General features: G+C 29.1%; 24 protein-coding genes. 1 reads left to right on the plus strand and 23 read right to left on the minus strand.

Annotation, left to right across the window (positions count from 1 at the left end):
* Positions 1-26: 26 nt before the first annotated feature.
* From BET03_RS03460 to purR, 20 genes are all read right to left on the minus strand, one after another.
* A complete protein-coding gene (locus BET03_RS03460) occupies positions 27-923 on the minus strand; it encodes a protein kinase domain-containing protein (protein ID WP_120167324.1) in 897 nt (298 codons plus the stop codon).
* Positions 924-950: 27 nt separating this feature from the next.
* Positions 951-1688 carry a VWA domain-containing protein gene (locus BET03_RS03465; RefSeq protein ID WP_120167329.1) on the minus strand — a complete coding sequence of 246 codons (738 nt, stop codon included), beginning with the start codon at positions 1686-1688 and terminating at the stop codon, positions 951-953.
* Positions 1689-2037: 349 nt separating this feature from the next.
* Complete coding sequence (gene spoIIE, locus BET03_RS03470; RefSeq protein WP_120167331.1) at positions 2038-4431, minus strand: stage II sporulation protein E; 2394 nt, start codon at positions 4429-4431, stop codon at positions 2038-2040.
* Between the two features lie 357 nt (positions 4432-4788).
* Positions 4789-5193 (minus strand): S1 RNA-binding domain-containing protein, encoded by a 405-nt coding sequence (locus tag BET03_RS03475; protein WP_120167333.1) that lies wholly within the window; start codon positions 5191-5193, stop codon positions 4789-4791.
* A gap of 73 nt (positions 5194-5266) precedes the next feature.
* The gene (locus BET03_RS03480) at positions 5267-5581 is read right to left on the minus strand and encodes an FtsB family cell division protein (protein WP_120167335.1); all 315 of its coding nucleotides are present in this window, start codon (positions 5579-5581) and stop codon (positions 5267-5269) included.
* 76 nt (positions 5582-5657) lie between these two features.
* Entirely contained in the window at positions 5658-6167 is a 510-nt protein-coding gene (gene yabQ, locus BET03_RS03485; protein ID WP_120167337.1) for a spore cortex biosynthesis protein YabQ, read from the minus strand.
* Between the two features lie 49 nt (positions 6168-6216).
* Complete coding sequence (gene yabP / locus BET03_RS03490) at positions 6217-6504, minus strand: sporulation protein YabP (RefSeq protein ID WP_120167339.1); 288 nt, start codon at positions 6502-6504, stop codon at positions 6217-6219.
* Positions 6505-6789: 285 nt separating this feature from the next.
* Positions 6790-7746: a SpoIID/LytB domain-containing protein gene (locus BET03_RS03495; protein ID WP_120167341.1), complete on the minus strand. Its 957-nt coding sequence runs from the start codon at positions 7744-7746 to the stop codon at positions 6790-6792.
* Between the two features lie 96 nt (positions 7747-7842).
* Positions 7843-8082 (minus strand): RNA-binding S4 domain-containing protein, encoded by a 240-nt coding sequence (locus tag BET03_RS03500; protein ID WP_120167343.1) that lies wholly within the window; start codon positions 8080-8082, stop codon positions 7843-7845.
* A 56-nt stretch (positions 8083-8138) separates the two neighbouring features.
* Complete coding sequence (locus BET03_RS03505; protein ID WP_120167345.1) at positions 8139-8417, minus strand: HU family DNA-binding protein; 279 nt, start codon at positions 8415-8417, stop codon at positions 8139-8141.
* Between the two features lie 115 nt (positions 8418-8532).
* Complete coding sequence (gene yabN / locus BET03_RS03510) at positions 8533-9999, minus strand: bifunctional methyltransferase/pyrophosphohydrolase YabN (protein WP_120167347.1); 1467 nt, start codon at positions 9997-9999, stop codon at positions 8533-8535.
* Between the two features lie 56 nt (positions 10000-10055).
* On the minus strand, positions 10056-11666 hold the full coding sequence (locus BET03_RS03515) for a putative polysaccharide biosynthesis protein (protein ID WP_120167349.1): 1611 nt from the start codon (positions 11664-11666) through the stop codon (positions 10056-10058).
* Between the two features lie 134 nt (positions 11667-11800).
* Entirely contained in the window at positions 11801-12352 is a 552-nt protein-coding gene (spoVT, locus tag BET03_RS03520) for a stage V sporulation protein T (RefSeq protein WP_120167351.1), read from the minus strand.
* Between the two features lie 142 nt (positions 12353-12494).
* Entirely contained in the window at positions 12495-13409 is a 915-nt protein-coding gene (locus BET03_RS03525) for a peptidylprolyl isomerase (protein WP_183108709.1), read from the minus strand.
* 52 nt (positions 13410-13461) lie between these two features.
* Positions 13462-16992 carry a transcription-repair coupling factor gene (gene mfd, locus BET03_RS03530; protein WP_120167356.1) on the minus strand — a complete coding sequence of 1177 codons (3531 nt, stop codon included), beginning with the start codon at positions 16990-16992 and terminating at the stop codon, positions 13462-13464.
* Positions 16993-17083: 91 nt separating this feature from the next.
* Positions 17084-17641, minus strand: a complete 558-nt coding sequence (gene pth / locus BET03_RS03535; RefSeq protein WP_120167358.1) for an aminoacyl-tRNA hydrolase — start codon at positions 17639-17641, stop codon at positions 17084-17086.
* A gap of 172 nt (positions 17642-17813) precedes the next feature.
* Entirely contained in the window at positions 17814-18761 is a 948-nt protein-coding gene (locus BET03_RS03540) for a ribose-phosphate diphosphokinase (protein WP_120167360.1), read from the minus strand.
* Between the two features lie 19 nt (positions 18762-18780).
* Positions 18781-20163, minus strand: a complete 1383-nt coding sequence (gene glmU, locus BET03_RS03545; protein ID WP_120167362.1) for a bifunctional UDP-N-acetylglucosamine diphosphorylase/glucosamine-1-phosphate N-acetyltransferase GlmU — start codon at positions 20161-20163, stop codon at positions 18781-18783.
* A gap of 111 nt (positions 20164-20274) precedes the next feature.
* Entirely contained in the window at positions 20275-20550 is a 276-nt protein-coding gene (gene spoVG, locus BET03_RS03550) for a septation regulator SpoVG (protein ID WP_120167364.1), read from the minus strand.
* A 152-nt stretch (positions 20551-20702) separates the two neighbouring features.
* Entirely contained in the window at positions 20703-21521 is an 819-nt protein-coding gene (gene purR / locus BET03_RS03555; RefSeq protein ID WP_120167366.1) for a pur operon repressor, read from the minus strand.
* A gap of 258 nt (positions 21522-21779) precedes the next feature.
* Here purR and murC point away from each other — a divergent pair, with 258 nt between their 5' ends.
* On the plus strand, positions 21780-23150 hold the full coding sequence (gene murC / locus BET03_RS03560; RefSeq protein WP_120167368.1) for a UDP-N-acetylmuramate--L-alanine ligase: 1371 nt from the start codon (positions 21780-21782) through the stop codon (positions 23148-23150).
* Between the two features lie 172 nt (positions 23151-23322).
* Here murC and BET03_RS03565 read toward each other — a convergent pair whose 3' ends face one another.
* The 3 genes from BET03_RS03565 to BET03_RS03575 all read right to left on the minus strand — a co-directional run bounded on the left by BET03_RS03565 (position 23323) and on the right by BET03_RS03575 (position 26484).
* Positions 23323-24270: an LCP family protein gene (locus BET03_RS03565; protein ID WP_120167370.1), complete on the minus strand. Its 948-nt coding sequence runs from the start codon at positions 24268-24270 to the stop codon at positions 23323-23325.
* A gap of 235 nt (positions 24271-24505) precedes the next feature.
* Entirely contained in the window at positions 24506-25426 is a 921-nt protein-coding gene (locus BET03_RS03570; protein ID WP_120167372.1) for a polyprenyl synthetase family protein, read from the minus strand.
* A gap of 56 nt (positions 25427-25482) precedes the next feature.
* Positions 25483-26484, minus strand: coding sequence for a prenyltransferase (locus BET03_RS03575; RefSeq protein WP_120167374.1), 1002 nt, complete (start codon positions 26482-26484; stop codon positions 25483-25485).
* Positions 26485-26507: the final 23 nt, after the last annotated feature.

A 26507-nucleotide genomic window follows, 5' to 3' on the forward strand; every position in this document is an offset into this window, starting at 1 on the left:
ATTCAACTGCACACAGATAAATAATTTTAAATAAAATAATTAACTGTAATAATTAAAGTTAAAACAAATAGACCTATACTACATATAAATACAATATCTATAATATCGTAATTTCTTTCTATTTTCAAATTACTGGTATTTAATCTGATCAAAATATCCTTTAGTTCATCTAGGTAAATATTTACATTTTCATACTTTATATATAGACCCTTTTCAACAAACTTTTCTACGATTTTATTTAATTTTAATTTTATTAACTTATCATTAACTAAATTAGTTATAGAACATGTAAATGGGTTAACTTCTTTTTCTAGAAGCATATTAACTATTAACATAGTTCCACTAAAGATAATTCTGTCATCATAGCCTTTATTAACTTCTATACCCCATGCTTCTGGACTATATGTAGGTGTATACTCTTTCATGGATAAGTTACCTTCTACTGCACCTCCAAAATCTATAAACAAAAGCTTTTTTTTATATTTGTCTATAACTATATTTTCAAGCTTGATATCATAATAGGAATATCCTGCTTCTTTTACCCTCTTAAAAAAATTTACTACGATATAAGCGATACTAAGTATATCTTTTATACTTAACTTTCCATACTTAATAATCTCTTTTAAGTTTTCCCCCCTTATGTAATCCATAACAAAAAAATAAAATGTCTTATTATGTATAATAGTATCATCAATTTGATAAACCTTTGGCAAACAATCTAATTTTTGTAGTTCATTCATAATATTATACTCTCTAGTAATAGAGGATATATCATCACTGACCTTTATTGCTCGTATATTCCCTTCTTCATCCTTCACCTTAAAAACTACCCCTATACCACCTTGTCCAACCTTTTTTAATATAATGTACCTTCTATTTGTCCACTTTCCTATAATTATATCTCCCCTTTGAAGCATAAGCATACTATACTCCTTTATTTAAAAATAAAACTAAACAATATTATCTTTAAATATACTTTCATCTGTATTAATATCTTCAAATTCCTTTTCTTCGTTACCAAGTAATAAATCTACAGCAGCTTGTAGTGCAGGTCCTGTAGGTGTTGTACCCCCTGTTGTAATTTTTTGTATACCTTTTTCTAATTCAACAATATCTTCTGTAAAATCACATAATATTCTATATAAATTGTAATCTCCATCTGGATATCCTATAACAGCTATTTCTGTTTTCCCTTTTCTTTCTTTCAATACTCTTAATAAGTTTATGATGCTTTTCTTTGCAATATTAATCTTATTTGACATACTGCCACTACAATCTATAACTATACAAGTTTTTATCCCAATTTCATCACCTAATTTATCTATAATATCTATTATTGTCTTTCTTGATGTTGGATGCATGTCATTTAGTTCTGTTCCCAAAAGATTTTTTAACTCTTTATTAACTGTTTCTTCTATTGTCTTATAAACTGATTTTTTAGTTACTGTTTCTATAGTCTTAGCAAAATCCTTTATATTTGTTAATTCCCAAAGCCCTCCACCAGCTATAGCTATCTCTTGGATTTCAGCTAGTGGTTTTTCTTTTTTATTTCCAGTTACTATACCTATAGTATTTACATTTACTCCTTTTTGATTGGCATTTTGGGCTACTTCAACTGGGCTATAGCCTACATTAGACTCTCCATCTGTTACTAATATAATTTGTTTAAATTCTATGTCCTTTTCCATTAATATCCCTCCAACTCATTTTTTAATAATTATCGCCAGTTTTTACCAAGGTATACGTTTTGGCATAAAAAAAGTTGAGGGACGTAGGCGCCCCTCAACAACGGTTAAGCTGATGGATTGCCAATCCATCAGCAACAGTTTTATAATACGGTCCTTATTTATTAGCTACTGGCTCTTAGTAAAACTAGGAGCTAGCAACTGTATTTATTACTACTAAACACTAACTACTAACTTATTCATTTTTCAATTCAACATTCACAACTTAAAATTTAACATTATGAAACGCGAACCCAGTTCGCGTTCCATTTAATTGTAAATTGTTAACTGTGAATTGTAAATTGCACTTACATTATCTTCTCTTCCATACTTTAGTTACTAGGACAGTCATATCGTCCATATCCTCATTTTTAGAAACCCTTTTGGCCTCATCTATAATTTCATCTGCTATCCTTTGAGGGTTTATACTATTAATTCCCTCAATAACATCTGCTATCCATTTTTCTTTATCTTCTGCATCCTTATTAGCATCTAATACACCATCTGACATCATTATAATTAAATCGCCATCCTCAAGCTGTCCCTCATATATTTGGAAATCTACATCCTTTAATATACCTACTGGAAGACTTGAAGAATTTACTATTTCTACTCTATCTTTTTTCTTAATAAAAGTTGGGGCTGAACCAATTTTTATAAACTGAGCTTTTCCCCTATATAAATCTATTATTGACATATCTACTGTAGCAAACATTTCATCATTTGACTTTAAGACTAGTATTGAATTAATAGTTTTTAAAGCTAACTCTTTATCAAATCCAGCTTCTAAAAACTTTTCTAATAATGAAATTGTTATATTGCTTTCCCTATTAGCCTTTTGACCTACTCCCATACCGTCACTTAATACTGCATAATAGTTATTATTATTTTCTCCAAAAGTATAACTATCTCCAGATACATAATTAAATGACTGGTCTAGTTTAGCCACTTTTGTTACAGCACCATATCTATTTGCTCTTATAAGTTTAAATCTACAAGTTTTATTGTTTTCTTGTATATTACATGTAAAATTATCCCTTACAAGTGGGAAGCCAACAACATCTGAAACTATTGGCACTACATCCCTAGTACAAGCTCCAGTGCCATTACATGCTTTTAATTCTAAGAATATTTCAAATTTGTCGTCTTCAAACTCTGTAACTGTTACTTCTTTTATATCTATACCATTATCTTTTAGTTTAGCAAATATTTCTTTTTCTACGTCATCTTTGAATTTGATATCACTATATATTTCATTTGCAAGGTTACTAATAATCTTTGAAACTCCATCTAATTGTTCAGAAACAAGTTGTCTACTTTCTAAAATTTTGTTTTCCCATTTATAATTTAATTTATATATATCAAATAGATAACTACATTTCTTTACAATAAGCTCTGGTTTTATACATCTTTTTCTAAAATGTTCTGGCATTTCATCTTCATTAACATCTCTCTGTAATTCAATAGTATTTAATAACTCAAACATTGAATGATATGTATTATAAAATTCATTTATCCAACAAAATCTATACATTGCACAATCTTTACATACATCATCTGCAACTGTATCAACAAACTTTGAAATATCCTTTTGTTCCATTATTTTTTCTCTATCTGCAGCCTTTTCAAATGTATTAGCTAGTTCTTCAAAAACACTAGAAACTTCCTTAAGCCTTTTAAAGGTAATATCTCTTATCCTATTACTATAAACATCTTCTATTACTGAACCTTGATTTGTTCCAACAACAATTTTGCTATCTACTCTTTTTATAACACGAGAAACTATTAAAAATATAATTGTCCCTATTAGAGTTTCTTCTAATTGTATTAAGCTCTCAAAAAAACCATTAATATAAAAAGACATTATTCCATTACCTATAATAAACCCAATAGCACTTCCTATCCTTCCCAAATCCTTGAACAATCCAGACATTAAACCAGAAACCCCATATATTGCAATAACAAATGGCATATTGTTATGGGACATAGAGGATACTACTCCTATTGTTACTCCAACTGCTGTTCCAGTTGATGGGCCTTTATTATATGCAAATAATAAAATTAAAAATACTGATATAATATTCTTAATTAGAAAGTTAGATATTGTTAATTCTCCAACTCCTGCTACAAATAAAGACAACATTATTGCTCCACTTATTATTTCTTCATTAGTAAAAAGTCTGTTTTTGCTACTTTCTATAGTAGTAATGCTATATGTAAATATGTAGGATAATGTAAAAACTACAATCCCTTCAAATCCTGCCATAAAAATGTCATATAAAAAGTATTCACCTAATATAATAGAAATAGATTTAGTTAATATTAAAATTATTGATCCTACTATAGAAAATTTCAATGTGGTAATTTTAACTTTATTTTCTAATAACTTATATGAAATGTAAATAAGCCAAATTGCTGCTAAATAATAATAGTTATTGATACCATGTACAGTTATGATACTTAATGATATAGTCGTGGGTAATATAATATTCCTGCCATATTTGATTAAATATGCTGTTAAGAATGCAATGCCAAATGGAGTAAGGTTGTCCATTATCACAGCTCTTGTAATAAAAAAGGACATTATATTAATTAGCACATAATTTATATTTATTTTTGAGAATATCTTTTTACCTTTTGAACCTATAAAATTTTTAGTTCTTTTATTATTTTCTCTCACAGGAATTAATTCCATTTTATTTATCATTTACAAGACCCCCACTTCTTGTTAGTTTATGGTTATTTTACCAAAAGAAGTACAAAATATTTGTCAAGAAGGGTTGTCTCGCAAAAAAAGTTTTTGACAATATAATATGTTATTTAAGAAAAAGTTTTAATTTTTTTTATATACAGACAATCTAATAAATCTAAAAATTTAAAAGAATATTTTATATTTGTTAATCTAATTCAGTTAAATTAAACATTAAAGGCTATCGACAAGTTTCTATGTACATATAGTAGGTTGCAAGATATGATATAAAATGTATAATATTTTGTAAGTTCCACAGCTATAAAATTATTACAAATAAAAATAAGCCGGAAATCTTCCGGCTTACAACCATAATTAACGACCTCTGAAACTACTTACTCTTCTAGAGTTTCTGTTTTTTAATTGTTCTTGTTTTTCATTACTATCTCTTAAAAACTTGGAGAGTTTATCCTCAAAGGACATACGTTTTTGCTTTTTATCTCCCTTGTTCCAATCAATTTTAGGTGGCTGTTTAGATGATTTTTTAGAATTAGCTTGTCTTATAGAGAGTCTTATCTTATTTTCCTTATCAACTGAAAGAATTTTTACTTTGACCTTTTGATCTTTTTTTAGATAATCTTTGATATTATTCACATAGTCGTCTGATACCTCTGAAATGTGAACTAAACCAGTCTCTCCACCAGGTAGTTGAACAAAGGCACCAAAATGAGTTATACCTGTTACAGTACCTTCAACTACCTTACCTACTTTAACGAACATAAAATAAAGATCCTCCCTTTTAATTTATATAATAACTGTTTAAGTATATACTAAAAATCAAAAAAAGTCAACTTTAATCCCTCCCAAAAACACTACTTTTCTTTTTTTCTTTATCTATATATATAATTTCTCCTGGCTTAACCATATTTAATTCTTCTCTAGCTATCTTTTCTATATATTCTAAAGAATAGGTATAATCAATTTTGCTTTCAAGCTGGCTAATATCTGTTTTTAAAGCCTTTATCTCTTGTTCTTTTTTCTGTTTTTCAGCTTCTAATTTTACTATCATTTTATGTTGGTTAAATAATATTGACCCTATATAAACTATTAATATAAAAGATAATAGGTAACGTATTTTAAACACTTTTTTCTTTTTTCTATTTACCATAATATACCCATCCTTCAATTATTTATTCAGGTATTTTAGCTTTATTAATTATTTCTATATACATTAGAAAAATCCTCTATTTTTTTGTTAAAATTGTTCCAGCATACTTCTTTATGTCTTTAAAAAATCTAATTGGAAGGGTTATTATTTTCTTTGCCTTTCTTAAAACTTTTTTTGTTTTTTTATTAAATTTCATGTATGGGCCATAAAATATTCTCCCTAGTAATTTAAAAGGAGATAAAATAATATCAAGAACATATTTTAAAATCTTTTTCAATAAATTTATTAATTTTACTAATAGGGTAATAACAACTTTGCTCAACAACTTAGAATAGAGAAAGGCGCCACTAATAAAACCTAAAAATACATATCCCCTAATTTCTCCCCAATTACTAAATATGAGAATAGCAAGTGCAATTATTGAAACTATTATCCAAAAGATTAAATCCTCTATAAAAGTAGCTATTTTCTTAGGTTTAGAAAAGTACCTAAATATTCTATATAAATCGTATACAAATCCTATAATTATTCCACCATATAAAGTAGTAAAAAATACATAAGCTTGACTTTCGACTGAAGTTCCCATACGAACACCTCAAATATTATTAACTTTTCTACTTATTGGCCATTACTATTTATTTAAACATTTTCCCTAATAATCCCCCTCCTTTTGAACCTCCTACATCTTTATTACTATAGGTAATACCGTCAATTTGACCTTCTATTACAACATTTCCATCTTCTAAGTTTAGTTTGCTTATATTTAATGATTCACCTTTTATATTCATTACTCCCTTTACAGTAGAAACTATTATTGTATTATCGTTAAAACTATTTACATGGTCAACACCTGAAATACTTAGTTTTTCTCTATTTTCTAAAATGATATTTTGATTTTTCCCATCTTGTCTTCTTTCAGTCATCCATATCTCCCCCTTTATACTTATGTTAAAAGAATATGACTTTTTACTTTATTTTATTACTATCCTATGTTGAAGCTTTAATAAGTGGTAATAAATAAAAAAAGTCTTCTATTAAAAATAGAAGATTCTCAAGGTTGACTTTTTTGAAACACATGACGGAAATTATATTTTATCCACAATTTTTATTTTTTATAATTTCCTATGTGTTATAAAAATAAAAAGTCTCCCATTAAAATGGTAGACTTTTTAACTATAAAAATTTATATTTAGTTATACATTAAAGTGCTATTTCCATAAATTAACTATATTAACATCTTTGAAATAATACTTTATTATTTCTTCTGCTTTCATTCCTTCTTTGGCCAGCTGATACGCTCCCCATTGGCTCATTCCTACTCCATGGCCATATCCTCTACCAGTAAAGGTTACTTTATTCCCATTTACACTTATTATGTCTATTAAAGTAGATTTAAGTTTACCTGGTCCTATATTTAATCTAAATGTTGGACCATTTACAGTTATATTACCTATCCTTAAAGATACTACCCTTCCAGAAGGTCCTCGTTTTTCTATAATAATAGAATTAAAGTCGTTAATATCTTTTTTCATCTTCCAACATGCTTTTTTTATCTCAGTTTTAGTAAAGGTATAGCTCCAATTTGTATCATTTTTAGGTGCTTTATTAGAATCTTTTGATTTAACAATTCTTATATATGGCGGATTATCATATTTATAATTTAAACCTTCCTTAGCTAAAGCTGTATTTCCTCCAGAATGGGCATGAAACCAAGCCTTTATATAGTCTCCATTATACAGTACCACTTGTCCTCTAGTACTCTCAACAGCATTCTTTATTCTTTCGTTTACAGCATCAATATTCCAAGCCTGAGCTTCTTTCACATCTGTTGAAATATTAGCATTTTTATATTTTGACCCACCCCTATTTTTTATAAAATGCATAACATAAGTTCTAGCTAATATTGCTTGAGCTTTAAGTGCCTCTAAAGGCCAATCATTTCCCATTTCTCCAGCAACAACACCTGCTACGTAATTTTCAATATTCATTCTCTCTACTTTATCCTTTTCTAATACATATACCTTTAAAATTATTCTTCCATTTGCATCCCTATCTAAGAAATTAGGAATATGTGGCTTTTCTATTCCAGGTTTACTAAATTCACTTAAGCATCCAGATAATAATACTATCACTAGGATTAAGAATATAATTTTGCTATACCTCATTAAATAACCTCCACATTTTGTTTATACTGTTATTAATAATTGTGCACTTTTTTTATTATATATATGAGGTATAGCTTATGATAATCTTAAAAGTTTTTATAAAATTTTATATAATTCTTCGGCTTTATTCTTAGGTACATGGTCTAAAAGCTTTAGGACTTCTACTTTTAAGGTATTATTGCCAAAATTTATTTCAATAATATCTCCTACTTCAACATTAGTGCCTGGTTTTACCTGTTTACCATTTACAAAAACTCTTCCTTGTTCACAAGCCTCTTTTGCCACTGTTCTCCTTTTTATTATTCTGGAATTCTTTAAAAATTTGTCTATTCTCATTTTATCAACCTTCCTTTTCATACCCTAAATGAAAAAATCAGGTCAAAGACCTGATTTTACTTGTTAACTGCTTCTTTTAATGTTTTACCTGCTTTAAATACTGGAGCTTTTGAAGCAGGGATTTCAATTACTTCATTTGGATTTCTTGGGTTTCTTCCCTTTCTTGCCTTTCTATGTCTTACTTCAAAAGTTCCAAATCCTACTAATTGTACTTTCTCTTCCTTAACTAATGCATCTTGTACACTTTCCATGAATGCATTTAGAGCACTTTCTGCATCTTTTTTTGTTAATCCACTTTTTTCAGCCATGCTTGCAACTAATTCAGCCTTATTCACAATAATACCTCCTTTATTTATTATTAAATTATATTATAAATAAAAATTGCTTGTATATGCTAATTCTACCTTTTTGTCTAAAATCCTTCTTTTCAGGATTATTTTTTCTCTTTTTTTAATTTTTATGTATTTTTGCTTCCTCCCACAAACCATCCATTTCTTCTAAAGTCATATTATTCAAATCTTTTCCATTTTTTGTAGCCTGTTCTTCTATAAACTTAAATCTTTTTATAAACTTTAATATAGTCTTATTTAAAGCAACTTCAGGATTAATATCTAAAAATCTACTTATATTAACAATAGCAAATAATAAATCTCCTAATTCTTCTTCTATTTTTTCATTTTTCTTAGAATTTATTTCTTTTAATAATTCATCAAGTTCTTCCTTAACTTTACTAATTGCACCTTCAATATTTGGCCAATCAAAGCCTACATCTGCTGCTCTCTTTTGTACTTTATAGCTTTTCATTAGTGCTGATAAACTATTAGGTATATCCTCTAATCTTTCAGTATATTTTTTAATGTTTTTTTCTTTATCTTTAATTTTATTCCAATTTGCTAGAACTTCTTTATCATCTGATACCTTTATATCACCAAATACATGTGGATGTCTATTAATAAGCTTTGTACAAATATTTGAAGTAATATCATAAATATTAAAATATCCTTCTTCTTTTGCAATTTGACTGTGAAAAACTACCTGTAAGAGTAAATCTCCCAATTCCTCAGCCAGTCCATCTATATCGTCATTATCAATAGCATCTACTACTTCATATGCTTCTTCAAGGACATATTCCCTCAAACTTTCATGTGTTTGCTTAATATCCCATGGACATCCTTCTTTACTTCTTAATTTTTCCATAATATGTATCAAATTATTCATATCATATCTTTTTCTTGCTTTTTCTTTCATCTTAGGTATATATATACTTGTAAGATAATCTATCCAGTCTATTCTGTCTAACTCATAAAGGGGAACCTTTACTATTTTCTCTTTTTCTTTTACACCTGCTGCCCTTACAATATAAACCTCGTATTCATCACCATAAATATCTGACAAAATAAGTTTAACTTCAGATGCTACCATTCTATTATAAACCTGAGTAATTATATTATCTGAATTTATGTCTACTGTTTGTTTTTTTAGATTTAACCCATCTAAAATCTTTAATCCTTCTATGGGGTCTCGTCCAATTGCAGATATAATCGGGTCAATAAAACTCATTCCTGGAATAATTTCTACTGAAACTTTTCCCTCTTCCTTTAATCTTAAAAGTATATCAACTGTTTTTTCTGCAACTAAAGGATGTCCCGGTACACAGTAATTAATGATATCATATTTTTGGGATTTTGCAACTAAGTCTTTAGTAATATTTTTATAAACTTCTTCAAAGTCATCCCATTTTTCATACATATAATCATAGGTTTCATATTTTATGTTATTCTTCTTTAAATACTCAACCGTTGGATGTTTTTCTGTTCTCAAAATCACTTTATTTCCACTTTTTAACCTTTCAACTGCTTCTAATGTAAGAGAACCAATATCTCCTGGCCCTAAACCAATAACTACGATTTTACCCATTATAATCCCTCCACACCTCTATAATTAGCTAAAAAAGCTAGGCTTATACCTAGCTTTTAATTTCTCATAAGACCTAGTGATTTTAACAGTTTTGCTAATTTCTTACCTGCTGGTAAAAGTTCAAAATCCCTTTCTGTAATAGCTCCTAAGATTAACAGTGATAATCCATATGCTAAAACACCAACTAAAATAGATAATACAGTAGCTAATCTACCACCAATAATAGACAAAGTATAGATATATGATAATCTTACTAATATAGTCATCACTAATACTGCAGTAACAGGCTTTAAAACCACATTTGTAAATCCAAATTTTGTAAGGGTGTGTTTTTTAACTGCCATAAAGTTTAATATTGCAGCTACTAAATATGCAGTAACTGTACTAATTGCAGCACCATTTATCCCTATAGTTCTTATTCCTGTTAATATATAAGTCAATATAACTTTTACTAAGGCACCTATAGCTAAGTTTTTTACAGGAACCATTGGCTTACCTAATCCCTGTAGTATGGCCGTAAGTGACTGAACTAAAGTTAGAAATATTAAACTAAAAGATAATACTTGAAGTATCGAGCCTGCACTCTGCTGAACTTCCGGATCAGAAACAAAATATATAAGTTTAATTATAGGAGTTGCTAATATGAATAATCCTAAGGCTGAAGGTAATCCTAAAAGTAAAGTTACTCTAACACCTGACCTAGTTATTCTTCTAATCTTATTGTAATCTTTCCTTGCTGATGCATCTGAAATTGCCGGTACTAAGCTCATTGCTAAAGCTATAGAAAGCACTTGTGGAAAGTTTATTAGAGTTTGAGCATACCCTGAAAGCCTTCCATATAATCCTGAAGCTTCTGCCTCAGTAAATCCTATGGATTGTAATCTTCTCATAACAATTGCAACATCTATATTATTCATTATTGGAACTATAGCTGCCCCAATTGTTATAGGTATAGCAATGGATAATATTCTTTTTATTACTTTAGTAGTTTTTTCTATAGGATAATCTGAACCTCTTTTAATTTCTTCTTTAATTTTTTTTCTATTTTTTAAGTATATTGTAACCACTACAATAGTACCTGCAATTGCACCTGCAGATGCTCCAAAGGTAGCACCTCCAGCTGCTATAGGTAATCCTCTATTCAATAATTGAAACGCTAATAATAATCCTACTGAAACTCTAAAAAACTGCTCAACAAATTGGGATAGTGCAGTAGGAGTCATTGTCTGTCTTCCTTGGAAGTATCCTCTAAAAGCAGACATTATAGGAACAAAAAATAAAGCCGGAGTTAATGCTATATATGAGTAATATGCGTTAGTATTTCCAACAAGATTAACTAAAGAACCTGCTCCAAAAAACACAAAAAGTGATGTGGTAATTCCTGCAAATAAAAACCCAATAAAAGTTATTTTGAAAATTTTATGGGCTCCTCTACAATCACCCAATGCTCTCTTTTCAGCTACTAGCTTGGCAACAGCAACTGGAAATCCCGCTGTAGAAATTGTCAACAAAAGGTTATATAGTGGATATACAGTTTGATAATATCCCATACCTACATCAGTTAAAGCATAAGCCAGAGTAATTCTATATACTGAACCTAATATCTTTGCAAGTATACCCGCTATACTTAAAATAGCGGCCCCCTTTAAAAAATTTTCCTTTGACATAAATTGTCCTCCCAATCCTGCGTCATAATATAGGCTAACAAAGTATATTATATCAGAAAGAATTTTCATAGTGAATAGTTTTTTAATCTGTGCAATAAATAAGCCCACCTATCGGTAGGCTATGTAAATAAATATTAGTGCTGCATTTGTTTAGATAAGAATCCTGCTGCTGTTTCTGCTAGTTTTGTTTCTAATTCTTCCATTTCAGCATCTGGATCTTTACTCACTAGGATTACAGACCCAATTGGATCCCCCTGTGTAACTATAGGTGCAATTACTTGACTTGTATATTTATCTGGAGTAGTTTCATCAAAGGTTACTCTAATAGGTTTGCTTTTACCTGATGCTATATATGGCTCTTTACTTTCTATGATTTTTTCTAACTCTGGACTAACCTTTTTATTTAAATATTCATTTTTTGAACCTCCAGCTACTGAAACTACAGCATCCCTATCTGAAATAATTGTTATATGTCCTGTTGATTCATATAAAGATTCTGCATATTCAGTAGCAAATTCGCTTAATTCAACAATGGGAGAATATTTCTTTAGTATAATTTCCCCTTCTCTGTCTGTAAATATTTCTAAAGGGTCACCTTCTCTTATTCTAAGGGTACGTCTAATTTCCTTTGGAATAACTACTCTACCCAAATCATCAATTCTTCTAACAATTCCAGTAGCTTTCACTTTTTTCCCTCCTATTAAAATGGAATCAAACCAAGTTGCTTAAACTTATTATTTTACTATTGTGAAGATTTTATGCATTATTGTAAATTAATACTTAATATATTTACATAAAAAAAGCTGATGGATTAAACCCATCAGCTTTCTATTCCTCAAATACTTTAACTTCAGCATTTTCTCTTAACTCATTTAATTTTTCTTGATATTTTTGCTCTTTTATATCTTCAATGACGCTTTCCTTTACTTCATCAAATGAATAAGTTTTATCTATTTTATCCTCAACTTTTATTATATGGTAACCATATTGTGTCTTTACTATATCACTAATTTCACCAGGCTCTAACGCAAATGCTGCCTTTTCAAATTCAGGAAGATATTGTCCCTTTGTAAAATATCCTAAATCTCCACCATTTACAGACGATGGACCAGTAGATTTCTCTTTTGCAAGCTCTGCAAAGTCAGCTCCATTTTTTAATTGGTTTAAAATTTCCTTAGCTTCATCCTCTGTATCTACTAAAATATGTCTTGCCCTTACTCTCAAATCTCTATATAGTTCTGTATTATTATCGTAATATTCTCTTGCCTCTTCTTCTGTTATATTTAATGATTCAACAAATTGATTTCTATATTTAGATACTAACATTTCCCTTTTTATTCTTTTCCTAAAATAATTTTCATCAATATTATTTTCTTCAAGGAATTTCTTAAAGTTTTCCTTTCCATTAAAAAGCTTAATATAGTTTTCAACTTCTTTATCTACTTCATCTTCTGTAACCTGTAATCCTAGTTCTTTAGACTTTTGAACAATTATTTCTTCCATTATAAGCTTTTCTAAAATTTGGTCTCTAGCTTCTTGTTCCAACTGTTGCCATATTTCAGTATCCATTCTACTTTCAACAGTTCTTTTATACATTAAGAAATCCTTATCAAAGTCTTCTTTTAATATTTTTTCACCATTTACTATAGCTATAGTATTTTCATCAACATCTTTATTACAGCCAACTAAAAGAATGATTAAAGCAAATACTATAACAGGTAATAATAGTTTGTTTTTTTGCATCCTACCAGCTCCTCCTAAAATACACATTACATACCTTTTATTATATATCAAATTATCTTTTAATAAAACTGTAAATTTTTTCTACAACTTCTTCTATTTCTGCTAACATCTTATCTTGTTTTTTACTATCCACTCTATAATTAATACAAGGATTTTTTGATACATCAAATCCCATTCTTCTTCCAAATGTTTTAGATAGTTCACCTATTAATTCAGGAGTAATTACATCAGGTTTATAAAATTCTATCTTTATAGTTTTATCTTTTTGGGTTAAAGAGGTTATTTTGGCTTTCTTACATACAGACTTAATATAAGATATTCTAAGTAAATTATTAACCTCAGATCTTATATCTCCAAATCTATCTATTAATTCTTCTAATACATCTGAATAATCTTCTTTATTTTCAATAGCAGATATCCTTTTATATACTTCAACTTTTTGTTCTTCACTTGGTATATATGAAGTTGGTATATGCCCGTCAACATTTAACTCTATAGTTGTTTCAATGTCTTCCTCTTTTTCTTCTCCTTTTAACCTTTTAATAGTTGCATCTAAAAACTTTACATATAAATCATATCCTATTGCAGCCATATGGCCATGCTGTTCTGGACCAAGTATGTTCCCAGCACCCCTAATTTCTAAATCTCTCATTGCAATCTTAAATCCAGATCCAAATTCGGTAAATTCTTTTATTGCCTTTAATCTTTTTTCTGCAACTTCAGATAGAACTTTATCTTTTTCATACATAAAATAAGAAAATGCTATTCTATTAGAACGTCCTACCCTTCCTCTTAACTGATACAATTGTGATAATCCCATTTTGTCAGCATCATATACAAGTAAAGTATTAACATTAGATATATCCATTCCTGTTTCAATTATAGTTGTACATACTAAAATATCATATTCATGATTAAGGAAATCTATCATAATTCCCTCTAATTCCCTTTCACTCATTTGTCCATGTGCTACTGCTATCCTAGCCTCAGGCACTAATTTTTTTAACCTTGATGCTATTTGCCTTATCCCTTTCACTCTATTATATACGAAATATACTTGTCCTCCTCTATTTAACTCCTTTATGATAGAGTCCCTAACTAACTGCTCATTAAATTCCACCACATATGTTTGGACAGGATATCTATCTTCAGGTGGTTCTTCTATGACACTCATATCCCTTATACCTATTAAGGACATATGAAGAGTTCTAGGAATTGGAGTTGCAGTTAAAGTTAATACATCAATTGATTCCTTTAATTTTTTAAGTGACTCTTTATGCTTTACTCCAAATCTTTGCTCTTCATCTACAACTAAAAGTCCTAAATCGTAAAATTTTACATCCTTTGATAATAACCTATGGGTTCCAACTATTATGTCTATATTACCACTTTTTAATTGATTTAAAATATTCTTTTGTTGAGTAGGTGTCCTAAATCTACTTAGCATTTCTATATTTATTGGAAATTGTTCAAACCTTTCCTTTAAAGTATTGTAATGCTGTTGAGCTAATATAGTGGTAGGAACAAGGAAGGCTACTTGTTTGCTATCCATTACTGCTTTAAATGCAGCCCTTAAGGCAACCTCTGTTTTTCCGTAGCCTACATCACCACATAAAAGACGATCCATGGGTTTTGATTTTTCCATATCTTCTTTTATCTCTTTTATACACCTTAACTGGTCTTCAGTTTCTTCATATGGAAACAAGTCCTCAAACTGCCTTTGCCATAACTTATCTTTAGAAAAGGCAAATCCCTTTGCCGTCTGTCTCTTTGCATATAATTCCAGAAGCTCTTTTGCCATATCTTCAATTGCCTTCTTAGCCTTTGCCTTTGTTTTTGTCCATTCATTGCTTCCAAGTTTATTTATTTTTGGCTTTAGAGCATCTCCACCTATATACTTTTGAATTAAATCCATTTGGTCTACAGGAATATATAGCTTATCTTTTCCAGAATATTTTATAGTTAAATAATCTTTTTTTACACCTTGAACCTTAAGTTTTATTATACCTTCATATTTACCTATACCATGTGTTTCATGGACAACATAATCACCAGGCTTCAAATCAGCATATGAAGTTATTTTAGTAGCATTTTTTCTCTTTTTTTTCTTTTTTCTTATTCTCTTTTTGGGTTTTCCGAATATTTCCTTATCACTGATTAATGCAAACTTAATTTCCGGATACTCGAAGCCTTGACTAATCGACCCAGTAGTTACAAAAACTTGGCCTGATTTAATATCATGATTATGATTCTCTACAAAATTACATTCTACTCCCTTTTCCTTTAATGTTTTAACAAGCCTCTTTCCTCTATCCTCTACTCCTGATAATATTATTACTTTATATCCTTTATATTTTAATTCTTTCAACTCATCTGATATAATATCTACTTTATTGTGAAAAGAATGCATATTTTTAGAAGTAATCTTTAATATTTCTTTAGGGGTAAATAAAGGATCCTTTTTTAATATATTAAATACTGATACAATATTATTGCTTTCTAATTGTTCCTTTACTTTAGATAAAGGTAAATAAACCTCTTTTTGCTTAGGTAAAGCTTCTCCTCTTTCAAAAAAATCTGAAAATTTATTTCTAAAATCTTCTTCCATAGCTTTAATACTATCTTTTATTCTTTGAGGATCATTTATTAGTATTACTGAATCATTATTTAGATAGCTAATAATACTGGTAAAATCTTCTGATATATATGGGGTAAGAACATTTATGTTTTCAATATTAAATCCATTTTCTAAGTATTCAATGTAATGATTGAATTTTTCCCTTAATTTGTCTATTAGTATAGTTTCTTTACCTTTTTCAAGCTTTTTAATTAATCCTTTCATGTCTTTTTTAATATTACTTATCATTTCTTTTTTACTTTTATCAGTAATCAATATTTCTCTAGCAGGGAAAACTGTAACTTCCTGTATATTATCTATAGACCTTTGAGTTTTTATATCAAAACTTCTAATAGAATCTATTTCATCATCGAACAACTCTACTCTAAAGGGATTATCACTAATTATTGGGAAGAAATCAATTATTCCTCCCCTTATACTATATTGCCCCTTTCCTTCTACCATATCTACCCTTTCATATCCAAAAAGATTAAATATGGTAGAAAGTTTTTGTAAATCTATTTGTTTTCCAAATTCTAATGTTATACTATTTTGATTAAAAAACTCAGGTCTCATAACCTTATTAAACATAGCTTCAATAGAAGCTATCACAATTATCTTTTCTTTATTAATTAACCTATCTATAACCTTTAACCTTTGATGTGAATTTTCATGACTATGTGCATCTATATCATAAAACAAAACATCTCTGTGTGGAAAAAGCTCCACATTCTTCATAGTAAAAAGTTTTAAATCTTCTACCATTTTTTTTGCTTTTATTTCATTATCAACTAAAATAAGTATTTGTTTTTTAAGATGCTGATTTAGGCCATATCCTATATGAGCAATGTTTTCCTCTGATAGCCCATGTATTGATATTGGAGTAACTTTTTTATCTATAAGATTTAAAAATTCTTTATATGAATTTAAATTTCTTAATTGGTCTATAAACATGTTTTTCTCCATAATATCCTCTCCTTAAGACAGCACTTTAAGCCCAGGTAAAGGCCTGGGCTACATGTCATTTAATTGTATTAAGTAGTAAATACTGTTTATATTATCCATTATATTTACTCATGGCTTTATCAATACCTTCTTGAATAATTGATTCTACTGCTTTTGCAGCCTTCAAAATAGTGCTATCTATTACCTCTTTTTCATCTCTAGTAAATTTACCTAAAACAAATTGTACTAAGCCTTCTTCCTTAGGCTTTCCTATTCCAATTCTTACTCGAGGAAACTGGTCACTTTGTAATTGATAAATAACAGATTTCATACCATTATGGCTTCCAGCACTTCCTTTTTTTCTAATTCTTAGTTTTCCAAACTCTATATCTATATCATCATATATAACAATAATATTTTCAATTGGTATTTTATAGTAGTTATGAATATCTAAAACAGCTTCTCCACTTCTATTCATATAGGTTTGTGGCTTCACTAAAAATACTTTTTCATTTCCTAAAAAAAACTCCCCATAAATAGATTTATGTTTTAATTTTGAAAGTTTTACATTGTTTCTCTCTGCAATACAATTTATAGTATCAAACCCCACATTGTGCCTTGTACCACCATATTCTGGTTCTGGGTTTCCTAGTCCTATTACAGCGTACACAATCATCACTCCCAAAAAAACTACTGGCTTACCTTAGATTAAAAACTATTATTTATTCTTTACCAATAATATAAATGATACACAAGATATCAAAAAACAATTAAAATAAAGGATGAAGGATATCCTTTTTATTCCCCCATCCTTTATTTTATATTATATTTTAAGAAATAAATTAATCAAATAGCTTACTTACTGATTGGTTTTCATAAATTCTCTTTATTGCTTTCCCAAATAATGGTGTAACAGAAACTACCTCTATTTTATCAATCATTTTCTCATCTGATAATGGTATAGTATCTGTAACAACAAGTTTCTTTATAGCTGAGTCTTTAATTCTTTCTATGGCAGGTCCAGATAAAACTGGATGTGTGCAACAAGCATAAACCTCTAAAGCTCCAAACTCTTTTAATACATTAGCTGCTTTTGTCATAGAGCCTGCAGTATCAATAATATCATCTACCAATATAACATTTTTACCTTTAACATCACCTATAATATTCATAACTTCTGAAACATTAGCCTTAGGTCTTCTCTTCTCAATTATTGCTATTGGTAAATCTAATATACTACCAAAGTTCCTAGCCCTTCTAACTCCTCCAATATCTGGAGAAACTACAACTGTATCTTTGTTTATTCTTTTTTTGAAATAGTCTGCTAATATATTAATTCCTGTTAGATGGTCTACAGGAATATCAAAATATCCTTGTATCTGACCGGCATGCAGGTCCATACTAACTACTCTATCAGCTCCAGCCTTTGTTAAAAGGTCTGCTACTAATTTAGATGTAATTGGATCCCTTGCTTTTGTCTTTCTATCTTGTCTTGCATAGCCATAGTATGGTATAACAGCATTTATTCTTCCTGCTGATGCTCTTTTAAGTCCATCTATAAGTATAAGTAATTCCATAAGATTCTCATTAACAGGAGGGCAAGTTGGCTGGATTACAAAGACATCAGCACCTCTAACTGTTTCATTAATCATAACTGATATTTCTCCATCACTAAATCTACCTACTTCACTATCTACTAAAGATAATCCTAATTCATCACATATCTTCTGTGCAAATTCTTTATTTGCATTACCTGCTAGTATTTTTATATCTCTACCCATTAATTTCATTCTAATTCCTCCTTATAAGCTACTTGTTTGAACTATTTTTCTTTTTTACCCATCCTTCTTTATTGGTTTGGCGGGATCTGGCTATTGCAAGGGATTCTTCAGGTACTTCATCTGTAATAGTAGAACCTGCAGCAATATAAGCTCCTTTTCTTACAGTTACAGGAGAGACCAGATTTACATTACAACCTATAAAGGCTTTGTCTTCAACTATAGTTTTATGTTTATTCTTTCCATCATAATTTACAAACACTACTCCACAACCGATATTTACGTCCTTTCCAACTTCAGCATCTCCTATATATGCTAGATGTGAAGCCTTTGAGTTATCATTAATCTTAGAATTTTTAACCTCAACAAAGTCTCCAATCTTAACTGATTTTCCTATATCACTGTTAGGTCTTAAATAAGCATATGGCCCTATTTTAGTATCATCATCAACTTTACTTTCTATAATAGTTGATATTTGAATATTAACTCTATCCCCTATAACACTATCTGCTATCCTACTATTATGTCCTATTATACACTCACTGCCCACTTTAGTTTTACCTTCTAATATAGCACCTGGATAGACTACTGTATCTTTTCCTATTTCAACTTCACTTCCTATATAAGTATTATCTGGGTCAATAATTGTAACACCACTTAACATTAACTTTTCATTAATTCTTTTTCTCATTATCTTTTCAGCTTCTGCAAGTTGAACTCTAGTATTTACCCCTTTTATATCTGTACTATCTTCAAGCTTATATCCACCAACTTCAAGACCTTTATCCTTTAAAATCTTAATAGCATCAGTTATATAATATTCATTTTGTGCGTTATCATTAGTTAAGTTGTCTAATGCTTCCTTTAAATACTTTCCGTAAAAACAATATATTCCTGAATTAATTTCTTTTATTTCCCTTTGTTCATCTGTAGCATCCTTATGTTCTACTATTTCAACTACATTTCCCTTATTATCCCTGATTATTCTACCATATCCAGTAGGGTCTTGAAAATCTGCTGTTAAAACTGTTGCAGCATATTTACCATTTTTATGATAATCGATTAAATTAGTTAATGTCTTACTTGTTATCAAAGGGGTATCCCCATAAAGGATAACTACATATTCATTATCTTTTATATAATCTTTTGCTTGCATTACCGCATATCCTGTTCCATAGGGTATATCCTCTCCTATTGGCTGAACGGCAAAGTTAACGTTTTCAGCCTCTAAAGACTTAATAACATTTTCTTTTCCATGACCAACTACTACTACGTTTTTATTAATATTTGCTTTTTTACAAGTATCGACTACACAGTTAACCATAGACTTTCCACAAACCTTATGAAGAACTTTTGGCAAACTTGATTTCATCCTAGTACCTTCTCCAGCGGCTAAAATAATGGAAGTAATCATATCTCCATCCCCTCTGAATTTATTTTTTTGTATACAAAAATAACTACCATATTCATTTTATTTCATTTTTCATCAAAAATCAAAAAAAAATAAAAGGGTCTAAAACGACCCTTAAGCTTCTACCTTTTCTAATGCTTTTTCATACTCTTTAAATACAGCTTCTTGTATCTTACTTCTAGTTTCTGAGTTTATAGGATGAGCTATATCCTTGAACTCTCCGTCAAGCATTCTTCTACTAGGCATAGCTATAAACATTCCCTTATTACCTTCTATAATCTTAATGTCATGAACTACAAATTGATTATCAAATGTTACTGAAACTATGGCTTTCATTCTTCCATCATCTTCATTATTTATTTTCCTTATTCTAACATCTGTTACTTCCATGATTTTCACCCCCCCTTATTGTCAGTCAAATTTAACATATATAGGTATTACTTTAGTAATTCTCTAAATTTTTTGGGATTCCTTCTTAAATATGGATTTTTATCATATTTTTTGGAATTTTGTTATAACTTACAGAATATTAATTATCAATTCTAAAAAAGTTCTTTATTTGGTTCAATATAAACTTTCTTATTTTCTTCATCAATTCCTTTTAAAATTAAAAGGGGGATGTAATTGTCTATAAGTTTTTCTGCAGGTTCTTTTGTTGTTATAAATATGCCTATTCCAACCACATCTACATTAAACTCTTTCATCATATCATTCATTCCTTTAGCAGTTCCTCCTGCTTTCATAAAATCATCAATTAAAAGAACCTTAGACCCTTCTTTAATTGCTCTCCTAGAAAGGGACATAGTTTGGATTTTTTTTGTTGAGCCAGTAACATAATTTATACTAACTGTAGAACCTTCTGTAACCCTATTATTTCGCCTTATAATAACAAGAGGAACCTCCAATAATTTTGCAGTCATTAAAGCCATAGGAATCCCCTTTGTTTCAACTGTAACTACATAGTCAACTTCTTTATCAAAAAATTTAGTAGCAAATATTTTACCTATATTTGTTACAATCTCGGGGGAATATAAGATATCAGTCATATAAATAAATCCACCTGGTATTAACCTTTCAGGAGATGAAAGTTTTTTGCAAGTATTATGCAAAAATTCCTTAAGTTGTAGCTTTGAGGCTTTAGGTAAATATCTTACTCCACCTGCCGCACCTGGTATAGTTTCTATTTCTCCAAATTCTAATTTTTCTACTAACTTTTTTACTATCATTATATCTTCACTAATAGTAGATTTTGCTGCGTTAAACATCTCAGTAAAATAATTATAGGTAAATATATGGTTAGGCTTATCAGATAATATTTTCATTATAGCTCCTATTCTTTCGTTTCTTTTAAATTTTTTCACTTTTATCCTCCTAAATCCGAATATTTTTTCTATTAAATATAATTTTATTCGTTATGAACAATTTATTCAATACCTTTTGATAAAAAAAGTCTTATATTAAAGTAAAAATATCATCGGATTATAGTATATATTTTTATTATAATATGATATAATCGACAAAGTAACAGGACAATTTGACAAGGCATAAAATATTAATGTAGATTTTGGTAATAATACTAATATATAGATTACATACTATATGCCATGGGAGGTATTTAAATGTTTGATTATAATCATATCCATTTTGTAGGAATAGGTGGTATCAGTATGAGTGCCCTTGCAGAAATTTTACTTCATGAAGGTCATGTAGTTTCGGGGTCAGATTTAAAGTATTCACCATTAATTGAAAGACTTAGAAATAAAGGAGTCAAAGTTTATATAGGTCATAATGAATGTAATATAGAGGGTGCAGATCTGGTTGTTTATACATCGGCAGTAGGAGATGACAATCCTGAATTAAAAGAGGCAAAAGCAGAGGGAATCCCTACCCTAGATAGGGCATCTTTTTTAGGACAATTAATGAAGAGATATAAAAATTCTATAGCTGTATCAGGTACCCATGGTAAAACTACAACAACAGGTATGATAGCAGTTATTCTAAACAATTCCCCCTTAGAGCCAACTATACTTTTAGGTGGTGAGCTTGACGAAATAGATGGGAATGTAAAAATTGGAGGAAGGGATTATATACTTACTGAAGCATGCGAGTATAAGGGTAACTTTCTCAAGTTTTTTCCAACTGTGGGTATTATCTTAAATATAGAAGAAGATCATTTAGACTATTTTAAAGATTTAGATCATATAGTCCATACCTTTGATAAGTTTGGTAATCTAATACCTTCGGACGGTTTTTTAATACTAAATAATGATGATAAAAATACGAGAAAAATTGTAGGTGGTAAAAATTGTAATATTATAACCTTTGGTATAAACAATAAGGCAGATTATTATGCTACTAATATATCTTATAATAAGAATGGGCATCCAATATTTGACCTTATTGTAAAAGGTAATAAAAGCTATAAAGTGGAACTAAATATTGTTGGCAAACACAATATTTATAATGCCTTAGCAGCCATAGCAGCTACTCATCAACTAGGTCTACCAATTAAAGATATAGTTAAATCTATAAAAAAATACAAAGGAACCCATAGGAGGTTCGAAATAAAAGGTACTTTTAATCAAGTTCAAATAATAGATGATTACGCCCATCATCCTACTGAAATCAAAGCTACCCTGAATACAGCATCTAACCTTTCTCACAATAGAATATGGTGTGTATTTCAACCACATACATATACAAGAACAAAAGCATTATTAAATGAATTTGCACAGTCTTTCGATAAAGCAGATAAGATTATAATTACTGACATATATGCAGCACGAGAAAAAGACAGAGGTATTGTCCATTCAAAGGACTTGGTAGAAGCCCTTAAAAAACGAGGAAAAGATGCTATATATATTGATAATTTCCATGAAATTGCAGATCATCTTAAAAAGAATATAACTAAAGATGACATTGTTTTAACTGTAGGGGCAGGGAATGTCTTTGAGATTGGAGAGCTTATTTTAGAAAAAAAATGTGTTTAAAATGTTTAAATAATTAAATTTTAGTAAATAATAAATACCAACAACACTTTTTAAGTTTTTTTCAATTTACACGTTTAATTTATTACAAATTTGGTTATATATATTAATATCTTAGTCCCCCACTTCCCCCAAATTAGAAAGAAGGGTTCCAAATAAATAGGAACCCTTCTTTCTAATCTTCTTTTACACCATATATATCTTTCATTAATCCTTTAACCTGTTTTGGATCATGAGCAAAATAGGATAATCCAAACTTATTAATCGGTCTTCCTGGAAGTGTTCTCATAGATATATTATCCATGCTAAATCCTTTAAGTTTAAGTACATAAGATAACATTTCTTGTAAACTCATATCTGTTTCTACATTTTTAAAAACTGCGTTTGCTACATAAGGAAGTCTAATACTTAATGCCTTTTTAGCCGCCGACTTCATAAATTGTTGCTGTGCTTTAATTCTTCCTAAGTCACCATCAGGATATCCATGCCTATATCTTAAAAAGTGTACAGCCTTCTCTCCTTTTAAAATCTGTTTCCCAGCTGGTATATCAATATAAAGTGGCGGATCATCAGTTGGATCTTCATACTTCATATGGAATGGAACATCTACCTCTACTCCACCAAGAGCATTTACAATCTCTTCTACACCTTCATATGTTACTAAAACATAGTGATGTATAGGTACACCTAAAATATGTGATACTACTCTTGTAACTCCCTTTGCTCCAGCATCACCGTAAACTGCGTTTATCTTTCTTTTATCAGGTTGATCATATCCTGCCCTATGATAATAAGTATCTCTAGGTATAGAAATTAAGTTAGCTTTTTTCGTAATAGGGTCATAGCTGGCAAAAACTATAGTATCAGTTCTTACTTCCTCTAATCCAAGAAGTAATACATTAATTCTCTCACTTTCTTTTACAGCTTTTTCAAATGGAGTTAATTCTTTATCATTCTTACCCGAATCATTCTCTTCATCATTTTTATTATTAGATGGTTCTTCTACAGATTGTGCATCAGCTGTAGATGTATCATAAAACTTAAAATAGGTAAATACTCCTGCACCTATAGCTAAAGCAAAACATATAAAGGCAATAGAAAATACCTTCAAAAACTGCTTCATATCTATTCACCTTCCCATTTTGAAGCTATCTATAATAGCTTTTTTCCATATTTACTCATTTTATATTATATCATATAGATTAATAATATTATATTACACTTACATTACATAATATTTTTTACCTAGCAATTATACCACTTAAATATCTTTTTTGCAATAAAAAACATCCCCTTGTGGGGACAGCAGCCTTATTATCTAGAGTCTTATCTTAATTCTTTTAATGTTTTATTTCCTTTTATTTATAAACATCATTATTTTTAATTATATATTTAGTTATTGCCTTTAATTCTTTTATGTACTCACAATCTTCTAATTCTTCTAATTCACTATATGCACTATTTCCATAAAACAATATTTTTTCTTTTGTATATTCAAAACTCCCAGTTTCTAGCATTTTTAACTTCAAGCTTTTTAACACATCTTCATCTAACATTCCCTCTTTTATTAAATTCTTAAAAGTCTTTTTTTCTGACTCTTTTAAATAATCCCCTTGAAATAAATGTATTATAGGTAATGTAATAATTCCATTTTTAAGATCTTGCCCTATATCTTTCCCTATAACTTGAATATTTTCACTATAATCATATAAGTCATCCCTTAATTGATATGCTATACCTAAATATTCACCATATTTTTTATACTTATATACCTTTTTATCATTTTGGTCACCAATTATTGCACCAACAGTACAACAAGCTGATATAAGTGAACCTGTTTTTTTATATATCATATTTAAATACTTACTTTCATCTATGCTAAAATCAAATAAATAATCTCTTTCATCCATCTCCCCTTCAATTAATTTTACTATTGTATTTATTACATATTTCATTATTGGTTTATTTATTCTTGAAAATAAATCTATAGCTTTAATATAATAAAAATCACCTAATAATAGTGCTTCACATATACTATACTTTTCGTTGATTGTCTTATTACTTCTTCTAATTTTTGATTGATCTATTATATCATCATGGACAAGTGAAGCCATATGAAGTATTTCAAAGGCAGCTGAAGCAATTAATAAATCATATTTATTATTTTCTTCTCCACATAATAGTGTCAAAATAGGCCTTAACATTTTTCCTTTCCCTATAAAGAAAAAGTCAGAAACCTCATTTAAATATCTACTCTCACTCTTCAGCTCTTTTCTCATAATTTCTGTTATAATCTGTATATCCTTTTTATAATCTTTTAGTAGTATTTTAGTTTTTATTTGTAGATCCCTCCTATTCTATAAAGGAGTATAATAATAGGATTTATTATTACCAAAAATGACATATAATTTTCTTTCTTAGTAATATCATCTATATCCAAAGTATTTGTTGTTCCTTCTAAAATAATACAAGTTAGAGAAATTATAGCTGGGATTAAAAAAGCCTTACTTATATAAAATAATCCTGCAAAAGATAATAGTAAGGAAAAAATGTAATAAACAATAGGGACAACTACAGCATATTCTCTACCAAAATTAAGAACTGTAAATAATACAGTAGTTTTTTTAATAGGGAAAGCTCTCATATCACCTTCAATATCACTTATATGATGGTGCATAAGCCATCCTATACATAGGAATGCATTAATTAAAGAAATTAATATTGAAACAAAGGATATTCTTCCTGTTAAAATATAGTAAACTGCATTTGTAGCAGTAACAAGAGCAGGAAAAGCACAAAACCATTCCCCTAAAAAAGGCTTATAGGAAAATCTAAATGGAGGAAGGCTATAGGTTACAGCAGACCATATTCCAATTAATATTCCTATAAAGACTAAAAATCCAAATTTTAAAACAAAAAAGGTAGCAATTAATAAAGAACTTATAATTCCTATGATAGCTAATTTATCTAAATCTCTAATTGTAAGTAGTCCTTTCTTAAGTACCTTCGAACCACCTGATAATATACCTCTTGTCTTTTGGTCAGTATAGGAAATCCAGTCATACTTATCATTAATACTATGGGATACTATCCCATGAAGTATTATCAAAATTAACATAGCTAAAATAAAATTTATTATAACAATGTAATTAATGTCTATATTACCTATAGCAAAGGCTAAAGCTAATAGTGAAGATGTCATACACCAACCAATAACTGGTACCATTCTTATTAATTTATATATCCCTTTTAGTTTACTTGAAGTCTCTTTAAATAGTATCATCCTACTCTCACCTCTGTATTTGTATTTTTTCATGTAGGATAATATATTATGCAATAAAAATAAGCGAGCAAAGCTCG

This window comes from Thermohalobacter berrensis (genome assembly GCF_003609645.1).
Taxonomy (GTDB): Bacteria; Bacillota; Clostridia; order Tissierellales; family Thermohalobacteraceae; genus Thermohalobacter; species Thermohalobacter berrensis.

Coding starts and splice junctions, on each gene's coding strand:
- BET03_RS03460 (WP_120167324.1), bottom strand. CDS start 923: ATGCTTATGCTTCAAAGGGGAGATATAATTATAGGAAAGTGGACAAAT.
- BET03_RS03465 (WP_120167329.1), bottom strand. CDS start 1,688: ATGGAAAAGGACATAGAATTTAAACAAATTATATTAGTAACAGATGGA.
- spoIIE (WP_120167331.1), bottom strand. CDS start 4,431: ATGATAAATAAAATGGAATTAATTCCTGTGAGAGAAAATAATAAAAGA.
- BET03_RS03475 (WP_120167333.1), bottom strand. CDS start 5,193: ATGTTCGTTAAAGTAGGTAAGGTAGTTGAAGGTACTGTAACAGGTATA.
- BET03_RS03480 (WP_120167335.1), bottom strand. CDS start 5,581: ATGGTAAATAGAAAAAAGAAAAAAGTGTTTAAAATACGTTACCTATTA.
- yabQ (WP_120167337.1), bottom strand. CDS start 6,167: ATGGGAACTTCAGTCGAAAGTCAAGCTTATGTATTTTTTACTACTTTA.
- yabP (WP_120167339.1), bottom strand. CDS start 6,504: ATGACTGAAAGAAGACAAGATGGGAAAAATCAAAATATCATTTTAGAA.
- BET03_RS03495 (WP_120167341.1), bottom strand. CDS start 7,746: ATGAGGTATAGCAAAATTATATTCTTAATCCTAGTGATAGTATTATTA.
- BET03_RS03500 (WP_120167343.1), bottom strand. CDS start 8,082: ATGAGAATAGACAAATTTTTAAAGAATTCCAGAATAATAAAAAGGAGA.
- yabN (WP_120167347.1), bottom strand. CDS start 9,999: ATGGGTAAAATCGTAGTTATTGGTTTAGGGCCAGGAGATATTGGTTCT.
- BET03_RS03515 (WP_120167349.1), bottom strand. CDS start 11,666: ATGTCAAAGGAAAATTTTTTAAAGGGGGCCGCTATTTTAAGTATAGCG.
- BET03_RS03525 (WP_183108709.1), bottom strand. CDS start 13,409: ATGCAAAAAAACAAACTATTATTACCTGTTATAGTATTTGCTTTAATC.
- mfd (WP_120167356.1), bottom strand. CDS start 16,992: ATGGAGAAAAACATGTTTATAGACCAATTAAGAAATTTAAATTCATAT.
- BET03_RS03540 (WP_120167360.1), bottom strand. CDS start 18,761: ATGAAATTAATGGGTAGAGATATAAAAATACTAGCAGGTAATGCAAAT.
- glmU (WP_120167362.1), bottom strand. CDS start 20,163: ATGATTACTTCCATTATTTTAGCCGCTGGAGAAGGTACTAGGATGAAA.
- spoVG (WP_120167364.1), bottom strand. CDS start 20,550: ATGGAAGTAACAGATGTTAGAATAAGGAAAATAAATAATGAAGATGAT.
- murC (WP_120167368.1), top strand. CDS start 21,780: ATGTTTGATTATAATCATATCCATTTTGTAGGAATAGGTGGTATCAGT.
- BET03_RS03565 (WP_120167370.1), bottom strand. CDS start 24,270: ATGAAGCAGTTTTTGAAGGTATTTTCTATTGCCTTTATATGTTTTGCT.
- BET03_RS03570 (WP_120167372.1), bottom strand. CDS start 25,426: ATGAGAAAAGAGCTGAAGAGTGAGAGTAGATATTTAAATGAGGTTTCT.